General features: G+C 51.0%; 15 protein-coding genes and 1 tRNA gene. 7 read left to right on the top strand and 9 right to left on the bottom strand.

Going from position 1 to position 19,160, the window contains the following annotated elements; genetic code table 11:
• Window positions 1-211 precede the first annotated feature (211 nt).
• Window positions 212-439, top strand: coding sequence for a hypothetical protein (locus tag PGL01S_RS29550; RefSeq protein ID WP_127499144.1), 228 nt, complete (start codon window positions 212-214; stop codon window positions 437-439).
• Window positions 440-556: 117 nt separating this feature from the next.
• Window positions 557-943 carry a hypothetical protein gene (locus PGL01S_RS29545; RefSeq protein WP_127499142.1) on the top strand — a complete coding sequence of 129 codons (387 nt, stop codon included), beginning with the start codon at window positions 557-559 and terminating at the stop codon, window positions 941-943.
• 180 nt (window positions 944-1,123) lie between these two features.
• Here the strand turns inward: PGL01S_RS29545 and PGL01S_RS29540 are convergent.
• Window positions 1,124-1,195: transfer RNA gene (locus PGL01S_RS29540), tRNA-Thr, on the bottom strand.
• Between the two features lie 70 nt (window positions 1,196-1,265).
• Window positions 1,266-2,087 carry a serine/threonine protein kinase gene (locus tag PGL01S_RS29535; protein ID WP_244935811.1) on the bottom strand — a complete coding sequence of 274 codons (822 nt, stop codon included), beginning with the start codon at window positions 2,085-2,087 and terminating at the stop codon, window positions 1,266-1,268.
• Between the two features lie 192 nt (window positions 2,088-2,279).
• Here PGL01S_RS29535 and PGL01S_RS29530 point away from each other — a divergent pair, with 192 nt between their 5' ends.
• Together PGL01S_RS29530 and PGL01S_RS29525 are read left to right on the top strand one after the other, a co-directional pair.
• Window positions 2,280-2,474 (top strand): hypothetical protein, encoded by a 195-nt coding sequence (locus PGL01S_RS29530; RefSeq protein WP_127499140.1) that lies wholly within the window; start codon window positions 2,280-2,282, stop codon window positions 2,472-2,474.
• Between the two features lie 113 nt (window positions 2,475-2,587).
• Window positions 2,588-2,806 (top strand): hypothetical protein, encoded by a 219-nt coding sequence (locus PGL01S_RS29525; protein ID WP_012772454.1) that lies wholly within the window; start codon window positions 2,588-2,590, stop codon window positions 2,804-2,806.
• A gap of 103 nt (window positions 2,807-2,909) precedes the next feature.
• On the opposite strand, the gene PGL01S_RS29520 is transcribed toward PGL01S_RS29525, so the two are convergent.
• The 7 genes from PGL01S_RS29520 to PGL01S_RS29490 form a co-directional block, all read right to left on the bottom strand.
• Complete coding sequence (locus PGL01S_RS29520; RefSeq protein ID WP_127499138.1) at window positions 2,910-4,196, bottom strand: putative bifunctional diguanylate cyclase/phosphodiesterase; 1,287 nt, start codon at window positions 4,194-4,196, stop codon at window positions 2,910-2,912.
• A 168-nt stretch (window positions 4,197-4,364) separates the two neighbouring features.
• On the bottom strand, window positions 4,365-5,087 hold the full coding sequence (locus tag PGL01S_RS29515) for a response regulator transcription factor (protein ID WP_127499136.1): 723 nt from the start codon (window positions 5,085-5,087) through the stop codon (window positions 4,365-4,367).
• 103 nt (window positions 5,088-5,190) lie between these two features.
• Entirely contained in the window at window positions 5,191-9,024 is a 3,834-nt protein-coding gene (locus PGL01S_RS29510; protein ID WP_127499134.1) for a response regulator, read from the bottom strand.
• Between the two features lie 955 nt (window positions 9,025-9,979).
• Window positions 9,980-10,495 (bottom strand): GrpB family protein, encoded by a 516-nt coding sequence (locus PGL01S_RS29505; RefSeq protein WP_127499132.1) that lies wholly within the window; start codon window positions 10,493-10,495, stop codon window positions 9,980-9,982.
• A gap of 296 nt (window positions 10,496-10,791) precedes the next feature.
• Window positions 10,792-11,781, bottom strand: a complete 990-nt coding sequence (gene mgrA / locus PGL01S_RS29500) for an L-glyceraldehyde 3-phosphate reductase (protein WP_127499130.1) — start codon at window positions 11,779-11,781, stop codon at window positions 10,792-10,794.
• A 107-nt stretch (window positions 11,782-11,888) separates the two neighbouring features.
• Window positions 11,889-13,298, bottom strand: a complete 1,410-nt coding sequence (locus PGL01S_RS29495) for an HD-GYP domain-containing protein (RefSeq protein ID WP_127499127.1) — start codon at window positions 13,296-13,298, stop codon at window positions 11,889-11,891.
• 25 nt (window positions 13,299-13,323) lie between these two features.
• Window positions 13,324-15,375, bottom strand: coding sequence for a bifunctional diguanylate cyclase/phosphodiesterase (locus PGL01S_RS29490; RefSeq protein ID WP_127499125.1), 2,052 nt, complete (start codon window positions 15,373-15,375; stop codon window positions 13,324-13,326).
• Between the two features lie 205 nt (window positions 15,376-15,580).
• Here PGL01S_RS29490 and PGL01S_RS29485 point away from each other — a divergent pair, with 205 nt between their 5' ends.
• From PGL01S_RS29485 to PGL01S_RS29475, 3 genes are all read left to right on the top strand, one after another.
• On the top strand, window positions 15,581-16,759 hold the full coding sequence (locus tag PGL01S_RS29485; RefSeq protein ID WP_127499123.1) for a peptidylprolyl isomerase: 1,179 nt from the start codon (window positions 15,581-15,583) through the stop codon (window positions 16,757-16,759).
• 85 nt (window positions 16,760-16,844) lie between these two features.
• Window positions 16,845-17,714, top strand: coding sequence for an aldose epimerase family protein (locus PGL01S_RS29480; RefSeq protein WP_127499121.1), 870 nt, complete (start codon window positions 16,845-16,847; stop codon window positions 17,712-17,714).
• Window positions 17,715-18,422: 708 nt separating this feature from the next.
• Window positions 18,423-19,130, top strand: a complete 708-nt coding sequence (locus tag PGL01S_RS29475) for a DUF7002 family protein (protein WP_127499118.1) — start codon at window positions 18,423-18,425, stop codon at window positions 19,128-19,130.
• The last annotated feature ends 30 nt before the right edge of the window (window positions 19,131-19,160 follow it).

Raw genomic sequence — 19,160 nt, 5'->3', positions numbered from 1 at the left:
TATTCAAGCAATCTCGTTGCATGCACCTCGAAATCACAGAGAAGAATGTTAAGTCACTAGCTTCTTGCGATTGCCTAATTTAGAGGCTACGGAATAGGATCCGTACCCTATTAATCTCACAAAATCCATTCTTTCATTAGTAGATTAGCCTTGCCGTTTGCTAACAAACTCTCATATCTTGTATGAGGTTCATTGAAAGGAGGAAAAAAATATGAGTTGTGGTTCTGTTGGAGGTTTTGGTGGAGCTCCAAGCATTCTATTCCGTCTCTCTCCAGGGGTACGTGTAGACGTTGTATTTGACCACACTGGTCCAAGAGGGATTCAAGCCACATTCCTTGGATTTGAAGGGAATTCTGCACTGTTCTTGGTCGATAATGAAGTCTTGTTCATTAATCCTCGTAGCATTCAAGCAATCTCGATTCATTCATCTCGTCGTTAAGTCAAATCCATTCTGTAGGTGCCTATTTAAAGGGTACGGAATATAATCCGTACCCTTTTACCATGAGATACGCAGCCCTGCCAAGGCATTACATTTTGGAAAGGAGAGTAACACGAAATGAGTAAAGAAGATGAGTTCGTAGACTTCCGAGACCAATTAAAGAAATTGAAAAATGAGAAAAAGAACAAAAGCAACTGGGATCAAGAAGATGTAAACGATGTGATAAAACGTGTGAAGTCTGAAATGCTGCCAGTTATCACAGCATTTGTTGATACGGATCGCACTTTAGAAATACAATCGAATAGATCTCGAGCTATTTATATCTCGTATGCAAACTCAAGGGTATATGGTCTATTGGTGTCGGCAACCAGTTTAGATCGCATCAACATCGATGCTGTGTTTGATTCGTATTCGACCCGTATATACTCAGGAAGTTTCATCGAAAAAGAGATTAAAACCGCAGTTAAAAATGCATTGTTAGATTGGTATCGCAGAATTATCTGAATGTAAGAGATATATTGATTTGATAACTTAAAAGCCTTCCGCAAACTTCGCGAAAGGCCCCTAATTGTGGGGCTACGCATGTCCGAATACTTGCGCGGAATGCATAGCCCCCCCCCGTATGTTCATCCGTACCATTCAACGTTAACAAAACGTTGATGTAACGGGCTTTTCGTAAAAGAATGCTGATGAAGGGAATTGAACCCCCGGCCTACGCATTACGAGTGCGTTGCTCTACCCCTGAGCTACATCAGCGAGACAATATTTAGGATACTTATTTTAGGGGTAAAAGTCAACCGCTTAAATCATTCGACATTTTGCTGTTTTATTCGTTATTTCCCGAGGAATAATGCTCCAGGATCTGCTTTAATACCCGCTCGCATTCAGCCGCCGTCTGCCATCTGCTGTCAAGAAGCCCCTTAACGAAGCTCCTGATTTCCGGCTCAAGCGCAAGCTCCTCCTCCCAGCCGCGTTCCTTCTCGCCCTCCAGAGGGGTATATCCGGCATACATCAGGAACAGGAAAAGATGCCCGAGCCCATATAAGTCGCTGGTCCGGTCTGGCTGGCGCATGCGGAACTTTACCGCTCCCCAGCTGTCCGCGAATCCGCTTGGTTGACCCGAATCGTCCCGGCCGTCAGGGTTCTCTTCCCCAATCCTGCAGGCCAAGCCTAGATCAATTAAATAAATCCCCTTTTCATTCATTACAACGTTCGGGATCCGCACATCCCGATGCACATAACCCTTCTCATGCAAATGCTTCAAGGGGGATAATAAAGCTTCTACGATTCGCAGGGCTTCCAACTGCGTGAAGGTTCTCGCCTCAAGCAGAATAGCCTGTTCAGCCGTAATGCCTTCCACATAAGTCATAACAAGCGCTTCTTCCCTGCGGTGGACTGTCCAGTCCAACCGCTTCGGCATTTGCGGATGATTAAGCTTTTGAAGAATATCGGCCTCCCGCCTCAGCAATCTCCTGCCGGTCTCGCGCTTGCTTGGTTTTGCCCGCTTCAGCAGAACGGCTTCTCCGCTCCTCAGATCCGTGCAACGATAAGCTTGACCATAGCTGCCCATCCCTAGAAATTCCTCGATCCGGTAAGTCCTGCCCCAGACCATCCCATGTCCCAGCGGATAGTCCATCCAATTATTCATCCATTGCTTCCACCAGATAGGAATCCCTCCTTACCCTTTGCATACGGGATAAGAGCAGGTTTGGTTTCCTCTTGGAAGAGCGGAGCAGGCGTTTTTCATGAAACCGGCGTTGAGTGATTTGCGTACTATTCCGTAAGTCTAAGCTGTTTCAATTTCTTAACAAAGACTTAATTATAGGTAGGAGGTTATCCCATGATTAGACATTTGTTGCAAAGACTCCTCGGCTCCGTTACCGGTAAACATTATAATAAACATGGACACAACGGTCATTACGGTCATTACAGTCATAGCAGCAGCGACTACAAAAAAGGAAACTATTATCCGCCGAAGCAACCCCCATACGGTCACAGCCATTACAAGAAAAAATATGGCAGCTACAGCAGCTAAGGGAATTGTTAGAAGAATGTTAGCAAACTAAACAATAACCTTATGACCTTTTTATAAGCGGCTAAAACGTTTCTAGTAAACTGGAAAAAAAAACGAGTGGAGGTGCGAATGGTATGATGAAAATCATCACCTTCAAAGACCGTTCGGTTCCCGTTTATTACGTTAACGAACAGGCGGCTTCCGTTGAACAACTTCATCATAAATTGGTTGAGATGGAATACAACTTCGATTTCCGCAAAAAGTGGAAACGTATATCGAAGGTCGAGGTTGTCCGCGATGTTGCCATTTTCCAATATAACGACGGGACGAAGCTGTATCTTGAAGTGAGCTAACAACGGCTATTAACCAAACCAATGACCCGGCTAATACGAAAGCCCTGAATGATCCGCCAAGCGCGAATCGTTCAGGGCTTTTAGATTTTACCTTGTTTACTATTTACGCCGTTTGCGGCGACTTCCGGATGATCGACATGTCTAACAAATCCGGCTGCATCGGAGATCCCAGAAGGAAGCCCTGCACAAAGTCGCAGCTCCATTCCTTCAGCAATTTATATTGCTCCTCGTATTCGACGCCGCCCGCAATAACCTCGATCTCCAGCTTGTGCAACAGCCCGATCATCGCTTCAACGATATGGCGTTCCACGCTCTGCACGTCAATCTGGCGGATGAACGATTTGCTGATCTTTACGCTGTTGACCGGAAGCTGCTTCAGATTCGCAAGCGAGGCATAACCTTCTCCGAAGTTATCCAGCGTAATTCTGACGCCTAATGCGCGCAGTTGACTCAGTACCGCTAAAGTTTTGTCGGTGAAATGAAGAATAACATCCTCCTTCACCTCAAGCTCCAGACAAGAAGGCTCGACTCCCGCCTCCTCCAGCACATGAGCAACCATGCTGCAGAAGCTGCTGTCCAGCAGCTGGACATGCGACACATTAACCGCGATAACAAGCTCCTTCAGGCCATATTCCTGCATGCCCGCCAGCATCTTGCAGGCTTCGCGCAGCACCCATTCGCCAATAGGCACGATTAAGCCATTCTGCTCGGCAATCGGGATAAATTCCGCCGGCCAAATCGCGCCAAGCTCCGGTTGATTCCATCTGAGAAGCGCTTCGAATCCGCGGAGACGCCCGCCTTCGGTGCGGAAGATCGGCTGATAGCTCAGATGGAACTGACGCAAATAAAGGGCCGGACGCAGCAATGCTCCAACCTCCAGCCAGCGGTTCATCTGGGCAGTCTCTTCCTCGCTATAAAACGTAATCCGGTTGCCGCCCTGCTCCCGCGACTTGAAGAGCGCCGTCTCGGCATGCCCGAGCAGTCTCTCGCTTGTCCGTCCGTTCTGCGGGAACAGGCAGGTACCGATGCTTGCCGTCAAATTCAATTCCGCTCCCTCATAGGAAACCGGGTATTGCGCTGCATATTTCATCTCTTCCACCGCGTTGGCACATTCCGCCTGCGTGTATCCGATTTCTCTAGCCATTAGAAAAGTATCGCCGCTGATCAAGGTAACAAAGGCCGTATCCGCCCCTTGACTTAACCTTCCTCCGATACTTTCAAGTACCTGGTTGCATGCCTCTAAGCCCTTAGCCTCATTCACACCATAGAAACGATCGATCTGAATCAACGCCACAACGAGCCGCTGTCCTGATGCCCGCGCGCGGCTTAAAGCTACCTCCAGCTGAGCATAAGCCTCCTGCCGTTCAGGTAAACTGGCTAACCCATGCACGATTGCTACACCATCCTTTTGTCATTACTGTTAATCCTATAGTCCCATATAAGTATTAGAAAAATTGCGGATTGTTCTTTAGAAGTATGTTAGGTATTTGCCAGCATTCGGACAAGTGGGTATAAAAAAGATCACCTTGCAGCGGAGGTGATCTTCAGGTCGCTTACCTTAATCATGTTCCTGACTGTGGTCGGTCGTATATTTGTAACCAAAGCCCCATACCGTGCGGATCAAACGGGGCTCTTTCGGGTTTTGCTCGATCTTTTTGCGCAGATTAACGATGTGCACGTCAATGGCTCTATCCGTTACAAAAGAATCAAACCCTCTAATCGTATTGATCAATTCTTCCCTGCTGAATACCTTGCCCGGGTGGGATAAGAAGAGCTTCATCATCTCGAATTCGGAAAAGGTTGTCTCGATCAGCTTGCCTCTGACAAGAAGCATTCTGCGCTCTGCGTCCAGCTGAATCGGCGCAAGATCCACCTCTTCCGCTTCTGCCGCGCTTGCCGCCTCCGCTTCCGCCGCACTGAACTGGGAGCGACGGATCAGAGCTTCCACCCTTGCCGTCATTTCATGCATGCTGAATGGCTTGCACATATAATCATCCGCTCCGGCCTTCAAGGCCTGAACGCGTTCGGAGACTTCGCTTTTCATCGACAAAATCATAATAGGCACATGCGATCGTTCACGAATAGAGGCGCAAACCCCCATACCATCCATATCAGGCAGCATCAGGTCAAGCAAGACAACATCAGGCACAAATTCCTGAACGGTCTGCAAGCCTTCTTCACCCGTTCCTGCTTGCCTAACCGAATACCCTTCTTCCGACAAGTACATCGACAGCATATCCCTCATCATGACGTCATCTTCAATTACTAAAACTTTATACACCGGCGCCACCCCTTAGGGAAAGAAGATTTCTGTCAAAAAATATAAATCTATCTCTAATATACAATACGATTGTAAGGGTTAACAATAAAATGTTAGAAGATTGTTAGGAGAAACTGTCGAAAGTTGAAATCGATGCATAATGCAGACCGGTTATCACGCGGTCGAGCTCCTTTTTCAGCAATTCGGCCGGCGCCATCCAATCCTCTTCCCCATCCTCTTTCTTCAGAATCTCGTTCAGCCTTGCGGCAGCCTGCACTACATCATTCGCCGATAAGTGGCTGGCGGCTCCCATCAGCGTATGGATCATCCGTCTCGCGTTTGCAGCCTGGCCATTCGTCAGCTCCTCGATCAGCTTGTCCGCGAAGCCTTCGTAATCCTTCAGGAAATGAACTAGCATTTGGCGCAAAATAGAGACCTTGCCGCTTACTCTGGCCAGTGCGGTCTCAACCTGAATCCCGTCAAGCTCCGGCACCGATTGGCCCGAAGCACCCCATGATTGCTGCTGCAGCACCGGAAATTTCTTGTTGTTCAGCAGATTCATAATAACCATGTAGAGCTGATCCGGGTCCAGAGGCTTCGTCACCACTCCGTTCATGCCAAGCTGCAGATAATGCTCATGATCCGCACGGAGCGAATTCGCCGTTACCGCAATAATCGGCAGCTGCTCGTACCGGGAATCATTGCGGATAATCGTTGTGGCTTCCATTCCATCCATCTCCGGCATATGAATATCCATCAGGACAATATGCCAGTCCCCCTGCTCCAGCTTCTCGAGCACCTCCCGGCCGTTCTCCGCAAGCCCTACCTCGAAGCCCCGTTCCTTCAGCAGCTCGATGGCTACCAGCTGATTGATATGATTGTCTTCGGCAAGGAGAACCCGTATTTTGTCCCTAGGCTCCGTGGATACGGCCGCCTCCCGGGCCGCCATTGTCCACTCCTTCACCTCAACCGGCCTTTGATCCAGCGTTCCCGTTAAGGCATGGTATAGCGCCAGTCGGGTAACCGGCTTGGTCAGGATCGCATAAGGACGGCCGGAATCCGGCATTTGCATCAGCTCGTCACGGCCAAAGGAGGTCGTAAGCGCAATCGTCTTCACCCCTGCGGCCGTAGCCTGCTTGTGGAATTCCAGCCAGGTTTCCGCTCCATACATATCCGGCATTTCCATGTCCAGCATAATCAGCTTAGGCATCGCCCCCGCACCCATGCGGCGCAGCTTTTCCCTCGCGCTTCCCCAAGAAGAGAACGCCACCGGGGTCAAGCGGAAGGATTCCGCAAGGCTGCACCAATGCTGACGCATCTCGTCGCTGTCCTCCACGACCCAGATGCATTGGTCCTCCAGCTCCTTGCTGACAATCAGCTTCTCTTCACTGATGGAGGACAGGACCGGGAAGGACAGGACAAAACTGAACCGGCTGCCTAAGCCGGGCTCGCTGTCGACCTGGATTTTCCCGCCCATCATTTTGACGAGACCGTTCGCAATCACAAGTCCTAAGCCCGTGCCTCCGTATTTGCGGGTTGTTGAGCCGTCGGCTTGCGTGAACGGGGTAAAGAGCCTGTCGATTTGTTTTTTCGTCATGCCGATACCGGTATCTTCCACGATGAATTGCAGCTTTAATCCGTCAGAGCACTGCTCCATCACCGCGAGGCTCAGCTTCACGTGGCCCCGCTCCGTAAACTTGACGGCATTCATGCACAGGTTCAGCAAAATTTGCTCAACGCGCATCTGATCGCCCAGGAGGGTCGTAGGCAGCTGCTCGGGCACTTCCAAAATAAATTCGAATTGCTCCTTGCCGCCCATAAAGACGCTAAGCTGATCCGTCAATCGGCTAAGCATCTCCTGAGGCTGGAAGGCAACCCGCTCCACCTCAACCTTGCCCGCTTCGATCTTGGAGAAATCGAGCAGGTCATTAATAATGCGCAGCAAGGATTCCGAGGAGTTGCCAAGCTTGTCCATATAATCCTTCTGCGAAGGAGATAATCCGGTGCGGCGCATGAGCTGCGACAGACCGATAATGCCGTTAAGCGGCGTGCGGATCTCGTGGCTGACCATCGCCAGGAAGCGGCTCTTGGCCGCATTTGCCTGTTCAGCCTCCTGCGTTGCTTGAATTAATTCCTCCTGAATATGCTTCTGCTCCGTAATATCGCGCGCAATGCAGGAGAAGTACAGCTCGCCGGTATTTCGGTATGGATGGGCTACGATAACAAGCGAGACATTCACCTTGTCCCCGGCTTGCGTCAGAAGCTCGGCTTCTCCCTCCCAATAGCCCATTTTCATGGCAATCCGGGAGCCTTTTATGAGATACAGGTACATGGACGGCTCCACGTAGCTCTTATAGTCTTTCGGCTTGTAATCCAGCGGCAGACCCAGCATCCGCTTGCCCGCCTTGTTAATGTAGGCGACCTTCCCGTTATGGTCGATGGAAGCGATCAGGTCTTTGGCCGAGCCGATAATATCGAGCAGAAGGTTGCGGGATTTTTCCACTTTTACATGCTCGGAGATGTCGTACGCCATACCAAGAACCCCGGTCAGACGGCCCTGCTGATCGCGCAGCCCGTTCGAGAAGTGACGTACCGGGATTTTGGTCCCGTCCTTATGGACATACGTCCACTGCCGCTCATAGGAGAAGTCCACCTGGCGCAGCATCCGGAATACTTCGAGTCCAGGCTCGACGTGTTCACCCAGCTTCTGCGACAGCCGCTCCGCTTCGCGTTCGATTTCGTCCGGATCCATGAACAGAAGAGGCGTCGCGTGGCCCTTCAGCTCGTCCGTCGTATAACCGATCAGCCTCTCCGCCGCCTGATTCATATAGCTCACGCGGTAATTCTCATCCAGCAAAATAAAGGAGTACTCGTTCTGATTGATAATCGCCTCGAGGCGTCCAAACATGTCCTTCAGATGCTCCATCATCCCGTTAACCGATTCAGCCAGCTTGCCGACCTCATCCCCGGGCTCCTGAGACAGATGCTCCACTTCGAATTGACCGTCGGCAGCCTGCTTGGTAACGGACAGGATTCCTTTCAGCCGGTTAATGATCATATTGAAATAGATGGAGAAGAGGATAACAATCACGACCTCGGACAAGGCGATCGTGGCAAAGGTCCACCATAATACTTTGGACAGACCTTTATTCAGGCTGGCCTGCGGTATTTCGAGTGCCGCATGCCAAGGCGCTGCGCTGTCTACGTCCATATACAGGAGCACATGCTTCATATTCCCGCGCTGTATATGGATTTGCCCGGAAGGCTTGAGCAGCTTCTCGAGGCTTAGACCCGGCTGCCCGTTAAGCAGCCCTTGAATCGGCTTAATACCCGAGGAGGTGGAGTACGAATGGAACAAGACCACTCCCCGGTCGTTATAGAGCCAATACTCCAAGCTTGGATCTTTATCCACAAGGAAATAAGGCGACATCGTCGACATTGGCATCGATGCGTATATCACACCGTTAATAAAGTTGTTCTGATCAAATACCGGAATAACAATAAGGGACTGCTTCAAGTTATCAAAGGAAGGAAGGAACAGATCCGTAATCGTCGACTTGCCCTTCACGGCTTCGCGGAAAAAGGCTTGTCCGCTCATATTAACCGGATCGCCGTTCGTACGGATGGCCCGGCCGTTAAGATCGATATATCCAATCGCATGATAGGTATAATCCGTGCGATACAGCTCGTCCTTGAAATATTTCAGCTTCTCCGCCTCGGTGCCGTAACGGACGATATCCGTACGGCTCATTACCACTACCTCGGCCCGCCTGATCTGCAGCCAGGAAGCCAGATAGTTGGCGCTGACGCTCAGTTGGCTGGCCGCTCTATCGGATGCGGTATTGATCATTTCCTGCTTGATGGAGAGGTAATTAATGACCCCCGCGATGCCAAGCGGGATGAAGGTGATTAAGACGATGATGAGCAGGCCCTTTGTCCGCAATGATAAGTTGTTCAAGACGCGCGGTCCCCTTCCCGAGTAAATCTACATGTATTATATCGTCATGAGGGGGTGGAATCGATAGACGATTTGTCGGATGGGGAGTGAGGAGGAGATGATTGGTAGAACCGTGGGCTCACTCCGGGAGATGTTTCTCCTTACGCTGCTGTTGCGTACACTTTGCCTGAACAATTGGGCAAGGTTGCAAAGTGTACGCAAAGGCAGGCGCTTCGCTCTCCAGGAGAAACATCTCCCTCCACTCGTCTTCGATTCGTTTGGGAGGGCGGAAGCCAACCGCCTCCGTTCCTTGGCGGTTTGCCTGCCTGTGGCAGGCATTTCTTTTCTTCGCCCCTGGGTCGAAGAAATAGCATCTTTAGCGTCGGGCATATTGCTTGCCCGATGCGGGAATGCGGGGCTGCGTAATGCGCAGCATAAAGAATAAAGGGAAGCCCTTTGCTGAGCCTCCCTGGCATAAATTCGCTCTCAATGCGCAGCATTTCGGGATCTAACTAGACTAGTTAGTCTTTGTTGTGCAACATACGACTGGATCGCACTCGCTCTCCCTGATACAACAACACTTCGAACTCATACTAGTTAGTCTCTTACTCAGCACACGGTACCGGTTCGTACTCGCTCCCCCCTGAGGCGACACTTCGAGCTAATACTAGCTAGTCTTGATGGGCAGATACAAAACCCGACCCGCACTCGCCTTCTATGCGCAACACTTTGAGCTCATCACTGCACCCTCCCCCGGTACGTTGTACATTTTGCAGGATATATGAGGGGTTTAGGGGTGTAGAGGACAATATGATGTATGGAATGCAGGATATTCTATTAATTAGGGGGGAAATAAGGAGTTTTGGGCATATATCGTGTATTTCGTGCAGCGTATTTTACGAATAAAGGCGTTTTGGGCAAATATAGTGTAAATCGTGCAGTGTAAAAGTGTAGAGCATACAAAAAGAAGAGAAGATTATTCGTTTGTTTGTGAGTGCCAGGCGAGGGCGAGTTGTTCCATTTCGCTTACGAATGCTTTTTTGGCAGGGCTGTATTCGTTGGTTCGTTCGTATCGCTGGGCCAGCTGTTCTTTAAAGCGGCTGTATCTGGCAGCCTCCTCCGGGTGGGAGAGCAGATAATCGCGGAAGATGAGGTGCCGTCCGATTTGGGAACTATCCGATTGGTAGAAGTGGATATGGTGAGTGCGCTGCTCTCCGCCTTTGCGGAACAGCCGTCTGCCGGAGATACCCCAATCGCCTGCTACGTCGTATCCAAGCGATGCCATCCTGTCATTGAACAAATCCAATCTATTAATATCGTCAACGATTCCCATCATGTCGATAACGGGCTTTGCTTTCATCCCCGGAACAGCCGTGCTCCCGAAATGCTCGAATCGGATCTCCACTCCATCAAAGACAGACCTTAGATACTCCGCTTCCTCGCAGAACATCGTCGCCCATTCATCCTTGTAATCGCTCAATCGCACTTCCATGCTATCCCTCCTATTTATAAAAAACAGGCTAACGAAACTATATAACGCTATTGGTCCAAAATTGAACTCTTAAAGATTCTAACGAAACCTCATATCGTTATTTACTATTTAAAGGCCTCTTTTAACCCAAAACCATCCAAATAACGTTACCAGGTTTCGTTAGATTTTGAAAAAAGCGATTCTGAGGCAAATAAGAATACCCAGTTTCGTTAGCGAAGCGCCGACCTTAGGATGAGCAGCAAATGTTTCAAAAAAAGGCTGCCGAGATTAGTCGGCAGCCTTTCGCTTAGATATTCCTACGCCAAAATGCTCTCGATCGCCTGCAGCTCATCGTCGGAAAAATCGAGACGGCTGAGCACGGCAACATTGTCGTCGATTTGCTCGACGCGGCTTGCGCCGATCAGGGCGGAAGTTACGCGTCCGCCGCGAAGCACCCATGCAAGCGCCATTTGCGCCAGCGATTGGCCGCGGCCTTGCGCGATTTCGTTCAGGGCGCGAACTTTAGCGAGCTTTTCTTCGGTAATATTGTTCGAGTTCAAGAAGACGCTTGGTCCACCCGCACGGGAATCCGAAGGAATACCGTCGAGGTAACGGTTCGTCAGCAAGCCGCCGGCCAGCGGCGAGAATACGATCGAGCCGATGCCTTCTTGATCAAGCACGTCTTGCAAGCCGTCTTCGATCCAACGGTTGAACATCGAATACGATGGCTGATGGATGAGGCATGGCGTGCCCAGCTGCTTCAGGATAGCCGAAGCTTGAGCTGTCTGCTCAGCACTGTAGTTGGACAGGCCAACATACAACGCTTTGCCCGAACGTACGATATGGTCAAGCGCAGCCATTGTCTCTTCAAGCGGAGTTTCCGGATCCGGACGGTGATGGTAGAAAATATCCACATACTCCAGGTCCATCCGTTTCAAGCTTTGGTCAAGGCTCGATACCAGATATTTGCGGGAGCCCCAATCGCCGTAAGGTCCTTCCCACATATAGTAGCCTGCTTTAGTGGAGATAATCATTTGGTCGCGGTAAGCCGCCATGTCCTGCTTCAGAACTTTGCCGAAAGTCTCCTCAGCGGAGCCCGGAGGCGGTCCGTAGTTGTTCGCCAGGTCGAAATGGGTAATCCCCAGATCGAAGGCGCGGTGGATCATGGCGCGTCCGTTCTCCAGACGGTCATTTCCGCCAAAGTTATGCCATAAGCCAAGCGATACGGCTGGCAGCTTGAGGCCGCTTTTGCCGACGCGGAAGTATTTCATGTCTTCATAACGAGATTTGTCTGCTGCATATGTCATTACTTCTTATCCATCCCTTCTGAAAAGGCTATGTAACCCCTTTATCATACACCTGCGGCCTACGGAAATAAACCCGGGCTAAACGCCTAAACCTTCCGCGAAAACCTTCAGCTTGCCGACGCTTTAAAGGCCCAGCCCTTCTCGCCCGCGATCCGAATCAGCGCATCCACGCATAACGGGTCAAAATGCTTTCCCCGCTCCTTCAAAATAATCGCCATCGCCTCTTCATGCGACAACGCTGCCCGGTAAGAACGGGAGGAAGTCAAGGCATCGTACACATCCGCAACGGCCGTTACGCGGGCCAGCAGCGGAATGTTGTCCCCGCTTAACGCATCCGGATAGCCGCTTCCGTCCCAACGCTCGTGATGGGAACGGATGACGGCCAGCTCCTCCTGCATGAAGCCTAACCGACGGCACAGGTTGAACCCGGTCACCGGATGTTTTTCGATAATTTCCCGCTCTTCCGGCGTCAGCTTTCCCGGCTTGTTCAGGATGTTGTCCGGAACTATCAGCTTCCCGATATCATGAACGATGCCGCCCTGCGCGATAGCCCGAAGCTGGTCGGAATTCAGCCCCAGCTCTTCCCCGAGCTGTATCGCGTAGAGCGCAACGCGGTAATTATGGCCCGCCGTATAAGCGTCGCGCGTTTCCGTCGTCCGGATAAGCTCGCGAACCGCCGGCGACATATAGGTGTGAATCCATCCCTTTGGATCGTTCTGAAAAAGCTGCTTGAGCGACATCGTATAAGAGCCGGAGCTGCGGTACTGATAATAAATGCCGACAATCATGGCGCTGATCGAAGCCAGCAGCAGCAAGTGGTAGATCCACCAGCTTAACATCCACATTTTGCCCGTTACGTTAATGAACTGCGCGGCAATCATCCAGCCCGAGCTGTACACGATCGCCAGCTGCAGCGGAAAACGGGTAGACAGATACGTCTCCAGATACCGGTACATCGTCCAGCCGTTTAACCCGACAATAAGCAAGGTTGCCGTCCATTTGATGGGACCCTGCTTCATTTGAAGCCAGGACATTTGGTCGGAGAAAAGCCACAGCAGCGCGCAAATCACGGCAATCGACACCGTCCAGATCGGGAGCAGCCAACGCTGATGCGCCGACAGCCAGCTGATCATGCGGCGGTCCGAGGACATCGACGACAGCCACAGCCACATGACCGCGAGCAAAATGCTCATCTGAGCTGCATTGCTTGGCAGTGCCGTAGTGTGATATGCCTCTCTTGGAGTCGATAACCCATGAACAAGGAATAACGCAGCTAAGGAGACGAAGGATAACGATAAAAAGCTGATTTTCAAATTACGAAGCCGAATGGCTGCTACACCAACCGCCACAGCAAGAGCAAAGGCCAATCCAGACACGATACTAACCACGTAGAAATGCACGTTAGGAGAATGCAGATGATAATCCCAAGCGGGATTCATATGAAGGACCATAAATACGATAAGCGGGACTGCGAGCGATAAAAGAAGATACAGATAGATTTTCGCCTGACTGTTCAAAATCTGACGCCCTCCTTGGCATACGTTATCCGATCAAGCTCTGCGACGTTTGACTTCTATCAATAACCATCGACTGCTGTAACCAAAGATCAAGATCAGCGCGCGACATCGGCTTGCTGAAATAATAGCCCTGCATCATGCTGCAGCCCGCGGACTGCAGAAACGCAATTTGCTGCTCCGTTTCCACCCCTTCGGCGATTACCTCCAGATTAAGCTGCTTGGCCAAAATAATAATCGTCTGGATAATGGCGCGCTTCGAAGGCGAATCGCTCTGCTGCATGTACAGCTTATCTATCTTTAACGTCTGGAAAGGAATCAGATCAATGGAGCCAAGCGCGGAATAACCCGCCCCGAAGTCATCCATCGATATTTGAACGCCCATCTCCCGGATGGTCTTCAGTTGCTCGATAACATCCTCGACATTGTGCATTACAATGGTCTCCGTAATTTCCAGCTCCAGGAGATGCGCATCCAGTCCGGAATGCAGAAGGGCCGAGATGACCATATCCTCGAGATTTTTGCTGTCGAACACGCTGACGGACATGTTAACCGAGACGCTTAGCGGTTCCGCTCTGCCTTCATTCCATTCGAAGCAGTCCCGGCAGGCTTGTCCCAGCACCCAGCGGGTCATCGGAACGATAAGTCCCGTCTCCTCCGCGATCGGGATAAATTCCTCCGGAGGAATCCGGCCTAGAAAAGGATGATTCCAGCGCAAGAGCGCTTCTACGCCGATTGCCCGGTTAGCGGCCGCATCCCACTTGGGCTGATAATGAACAACGAACTGCTCTCTCGGCAGCGCAAGCCGGAGATCCTTCTCCAGCTCCATCCGGCGCAGCAGCTCCCGCTCCATCTGCTCGTCGTAGAGGCAGTATTGGTTCTTGCCCCTGCGCTTCGCCTGGTACATCGCGGTATCCGCCGCAATCAGAAGCGACGATCTCTCATTCCCGTGCTGCGGAGACAAGCTGATTCCAATACTGCCGGTGATATAAAGTTCATTGCCCTCTAGAAGATAAGGCTTGCGGATGTCTTCCAAAATCCGATTGGCGAGCTGCTCCACCTCATAAGGCTCCATCCCTCTTGTCAACAGCAGGAATTCGTCGCCGCCTAGGCGGAAGGTCTGAGCCCCTTCGCTCACATGGGAACGAAGCCGCTTGGCCACAGCTTGCACAAGCAGATCCCCGACGTCATGGCCCAGCGTGTCATTAATGATTTTGAACTGATCGAGATCGAGGAAGAGTAAGCCGTACGTACGGGCTTTATCCAGCTTTTGATCGAAATACCGGTTCATCGCATGGCGGTTCGCAAGTCCGGTCAACGGATCGCTGTAGGCCATGCGTTCAAGCACGGTGCGGTCCAGATAAATCGCGATCCAGGTAACGAGCATTATTAAGAGGGTTACCAAGGTAACGCTTATTAGAAGAAACAGATTGATCGGGATATCTTCCGTTAACGAGGAGGAAATCGCTTCGCCGCACCAGAAGGACGCGGCTCCCATTCCGGTGTAATGCATCCCGCAGACCGCCAGCCCCATTAGCGAAGCAGCCGCCCATTTGGACCATGCCGCCTTGCTGCCATCCCGGAAATTAATAAAGAAATACAGCGCCGCGCAGGAGGCCAAGATGGCGATCACTGCGGATAATATGACTATAATTGGGTTATATTGTATAGACATTGTGGGAGAATGCATGGAAGCCATTCCCGTGTAATGCATGGCGACAATTCCCGCCCCCATGATAAAGCCGCCCCCTAGGAGCTTAAGGCGGTTAATTTCTTTTGCCAGCGTTAAATAGAAGGCGACGTAGGAAGCGCAGATGCTTGCGGTAATCGACAATAGGGTAATGGGTACGTTATAGGCAATGGGAATACCGATATGAAACGCCATCATCCCGATAAAATGCATGGTCCACACCCCGCTGCCCATTACAAAGGCGCCTGCGAGCATCCAGCCCAGCTGCACCTTTCCTTTGGACTGCGAGATTTTGTACACCAGATTCAAGGCAGAGTACGAAACGAATAACGCGATGATGAATGAGAGAAGAATAACCCCGCCGTTATACTCTCCGTGTAATGTGACCAAACGTCCCCCACCTTCCGAGACTAGTTCTCCGGACATGTCTGATGTGACTAAAGTCTAATGCTTTTTGTATACATATACCATTATACGAAAAGCGACGGAATGCAACATATTTTTATTTAGAATTAAGGTTTTTCGACGATTGTTTTGTTATAGTAGGTGAAGATTGTAAAAATAGTGCCTTTTTGTTGAAGGGAGTTTATTAACAATGGAAAACAAAGACTCGCAGCACAAAAGAGAAAATGAGGAGCTCGACACGGCTGCGGAGCAAGAGAATCAACAATACGTCTATGAGGATGACAACAAAGACGATCAAGCCGTAGATGCCCTTCAAGACGAGAAAGACGAAGAGGTCGAAGAAGAAGAGCGCAAGCAAGCTCTTACTTCCGAGACTCCGGCTCAAGCAGCAGGCGGCCGCAGCGGCGGCAAAGCTTGGATCGCCGTTTCCGCGATTCTCGCCATCGTGCTTATTATCGTTCTGATTAAACCACCGTTTGGCGCAGGCGACAAAGCGGTTGCAACGGTTAACGGTGTTAAAATTTCGAAGGACAAGCTGTATGATTCCCTCGTGGAGCAAGGCGGCAAGTCGACGCTGGACAACATGATCACGCAAGAGCTGATCGACCAAGCAGCGGAAGACGCAAAAGTAACGGTTACGGAAGCAGACGTAGACAAAGAAATCGAAACCCTGAAGAAACAGTTCGGTTCCGAGGACGAGTTCAACCAGACGCTGGCGCAATACGGCATGACCGTTGACAGCCTGCGTCAAGACGCGGAAGTGCAAGTGAAAATCCGCAAAATCCTGGAGCCGCAAGTTAAAGTAACGGACGAAGACATTAAAGCTTACTACGACCAGAACAAAGCGTCCATGTCGACGCCTGAGCAAATCCGTGCTTCGCATATCCTCGTAGCTACGAAGGAAGAAGCGGAAGATATCTTGAAGCAGCTGAAAGGCGGAGCTGACTTCGCTACTCTGGCGAAAGAGAAATCGACGGATACAGGCACGAAAGACAACGGCGGCGACCTGAACTTCTTCGCGAAAGGCACCATGGAGCCCGCTTTCGAAGACGCGGCATTCAAGTTGAAAAAAGGCGAGCTGAGCGGCGTTGTTCAGACAAGCTACGGCTACCACATCATCAAGAAAACCGATGAGAAAGCAGCTGTAACGCCTACGCTGGAAGAGAAGAAAGAAGACATCAAGTACCAGCTGGTTACGCAAAAAGTAAGCGAGCTGTCCTCCAACTGGATGGCGGACCTGAAAGCTAAAGCAAAAATCACGAATACGCTTGATCCTGCTGCGGCTGAAGAGTCCCCGGCGGCAAGCTCGGGAGCTAGCCCTGAAGCAAGTGCGGCGGCTGGCAACGCTTCGACTAACACAGCGAAATAAATCGAAAGGCTGTCCCCTTGAGGACAGCCTTTTTGCTTATTTATGGTATGATGTGATTAGAAAAACAGATCCTTAGGAGGGCCATATGAGCCAGTTTCAAGTGAACAGCTATACCGACACGTTTAAGATTTACGAACTAATCGAGGAGAGCACTTCGTCCCGCATTCGGGTATGTCCGGAGCGCGGCGGCATCGTTATCGGCTGCCAGCTGAACGGACTTGAAGTATTCTACCTGGACAAAGCAACGTTCGAGCATCCCACTGCGAACATCCGCGGCGGCAATCCGATCCTGTTCCCGATCTGCGGACAGCTCGAGAACAAAACCTATACTTGGAACGGCCAATCGTACGAGATGGCTAACCACGGCGTAGCCCGCACTTCCGTATGGGAAGTTGCCGGCATCAATACCGATGGCGAGGCTTCGATTACCATTGTGCTTCGCAGTAATGAAGAGACCAAGCAAAGCTTCCCGTTTGATTTCGAAGTAAGCTTCACATATGCGCTGGTGAATGGCGAGCTTCATATCCGCCAGCAATACCGCAACCTGACGGAAGGCGAAGCGATGCCTTTCTACGCCGGCTTCCACCCTTACTTCAATGCCGATTCGAAAAAGCTTCCGTACGAGACCGATGCGACTACCTACCTCGACTACAACGACATGGTTGAGAAGCCTTACACCGGCGAGCTTGATCTGGACGGCATGGTGGAATCCGTTACCCTGCTTGGCGCCAAGAAGCGCGAGATCGCGTTCCCGGTCAGCGGCGGCGCTCGCGTGCGCATGACGTATGACGATATTTTTAAATACGTCCAAGTGTGGTCCGTGCAGGACAAGCCATTCGTCTGCGTCGAGCCATGGATGGCTATGACCGGCGAACTGAACCGCCAGGAAGAGCTCGTAATGCTCGAATCCGGCGAGGCGTTAAACGCCAACCTGACGATCAGCTGCGAACGATAACATATGGAAGGCCTTCCCTAGGGGAAGGCCTTTTTATGTTGGGCGGGCACTCGGCGCGGTTCGCGGCGTTTCCCCGGGCTTAACGATGTGCCGCATCGTTAAGGGACTAGCTATGTTACTTTTTTGCCACCTTAACGATGTCGCACATCGTTAAGCTTGCCCGTTGCGCTTCTTTTCCGCCGTTTGCGGACGTCTTCTCCTTGCTTAACGATGCGCCGCATCGTTAAGGGACTAACACGGTTACTTTTTTGCCACCTTAACGATGTCGCACATCGTTAAGGTGGCCCGTTGCGCCTAAGTTCCGCCGTGTGCGGACGTTTTCTTCTTGCTTTACGATGTGCCGCATCGTTAAGGGACTAACACGGTTACTTTTTTGCCAGCTTAACGATGTCGCACATCGTTAAGCTTACTTGTTTCGCCTCTTTTCCGCCGTTTGCGGCCATTTTCTTCTTGCTTAACGATGCGCCGCATCGTTAAGGGACTAACACGGTTACTTTTTTGCCACCTTAACGATGTCGCACATCGCCAAGCTTGCCTGACACGCCTAAGTTCCGCCGTTTGCGGAAGTTTCCCTGGACTTAACGATGCGCCACATCGTTAAGTCCCCCCCTTCTCCTCATGGGAATGCCTCCCCCTCGCCAAGTAGTATACACCGGAGCGTTTCTGCCTCATAATACGTGAGAATGGTTCAAACAGAAGGTGGCGCTCATGAACGATATAGAGGAAACGATCGCGCTTATCACGAAAGCGAGCGGCAGAAGGTCGTCTTATCATTTTACGCGGGCAAGTAATTTGCGGGGGATCGCCCATTTCGACTCGATCTGGTCGAGTCAGCATTTACTGCCGGAATCAACTGGCGAGCGCCGGACCTCGAGAGAAGAGGTATCGTACGAGGGAGCTTCGATTACGGTTAATTCGCATCTTCGCATACCCGAGGCTATGATGGAGACGGGCTGCTCAGTGGAAGAGTTCCGCAACTTTATTGACAAGCATATCTTCTTCTGGCCTACCAAAAGGGATTGCCTCAAGATGCTGACGACATACATGCGGCGAGAGCCAGACGAAGCATTTGCCGTGCTCGAATTCGAAGCAAGCGAGCTGCTCCTCGCGCACAAGGAGTCTGTCCGGTTGTCCAAATACGACTCGGGCAGCTCACCGCGTTTTCCGAAGAGCTGCAACTACCGGAAGAGTCCGGCGATGTTTGTATCCCTTGCGGATTTTGGACGCAGAACGGATCACGCGGTCCCGGTCAAGCCTTCGGAGATCAAGGAAATTCTTATCGAAGAGCAGGTACACTCCATTACTCAGCTGCTCAAGTCCGTTTACGCACTGACCCAAGAGCATGTGCCTCCGGCATGGCTGCCAAATTACCAGCCGCTCGATCACCTGCTCCCCATTAATGAAACGGAAGCATAGCTTAGCTTGCGAGCTACATTGGAGTTCATC

Origin of the sequence: Paenibacillus glycanilyticus NBRC 16618 (assembly GCF_004000805.1) — a bacterium.
GTDB lineage: Bacteria > Bacillota > Bacilli > Paenibacillales > Paenibacillaceae > Pristimantibacillus > Pristimantibacillus glycanilyticus.
The sequence above is the reverse complement of the archived record's forward strand: the minus strand, read 5'-3'. Positions and strand labels throughout refer to the sequence as shown.

Bases quoted from the DNA above. Each gene is read 5' to 3' on its own strand.
- PGL01S_RS29550 (WP_127499144.1), top strand. From the start codon at position 212: ATGAGTTGTGGTTCTGTTGGAGGTTTTGGTGGAGCTCCAAGCATTCTA.
- PGL01S_RS29545 (WP_127499142.1), top strand. From the start codon at position 557: ATGAGTAAAGAAGATGAGTTCGTAGACTTCCGAGACCAATTAAAGAAA.
- PGL01S_RS29535 (WP_244935811.1), bottom strand. From the start codon at position 2,087: ATGAATAATTGGATGGACTATCCGCTGGGACATGGGATGGTCTGGGGC.
- PGL01S_RS29530 (WP_127499140.1), top strand. From the start codon at position 2,280: ATGATTAGACATTTGTTGCAAAGACTCCTCGGCTCCGTTACCGGTAAA.
- PGL01S_RS29525 (WP_012772454.1), top strand. From the start codon at position 2,588: ATGATGAAAATCATCACCTTCAAAGACCGTTCGGTTCCCGTTTATTAC.
- PGL01S_RS29505 (WP_127499132.1), bottom strand. From the start codon at position 10,495: ATGGAAGTGCGATTGAGCGATTACAAGGATGAATGGGCGACGATGTTC.
- mgrA (WP_127499130.1), bottom strand. From the start codon at position 11,781: ATGACATATGCAGCAGACAAATCTCGTTATGAAGACATGAAATACTTC.
- PGL01S_RS29485 (WP_127499123.1), top strand. From the start codon at position 15,581: ATGGAAAACAAAGACTCGCAGCACAAAAGAGAAAATGAGGAGCTCGAC.
- PGL01S_RS29480 (WP_127499121.1), top strand. From the start codon at position 16,845: ATGAGCCAGTTTCAAGTGAACAGCTATACCGACACGTTTAAGATTTAC.
- PGL01S_RS29475 (WP_127499118.1), top strand. From the start codon at position 18,423: ATGAACGATATAGAGGAAACGATCGCGCTTATCACGAAAGCGAGCGGC.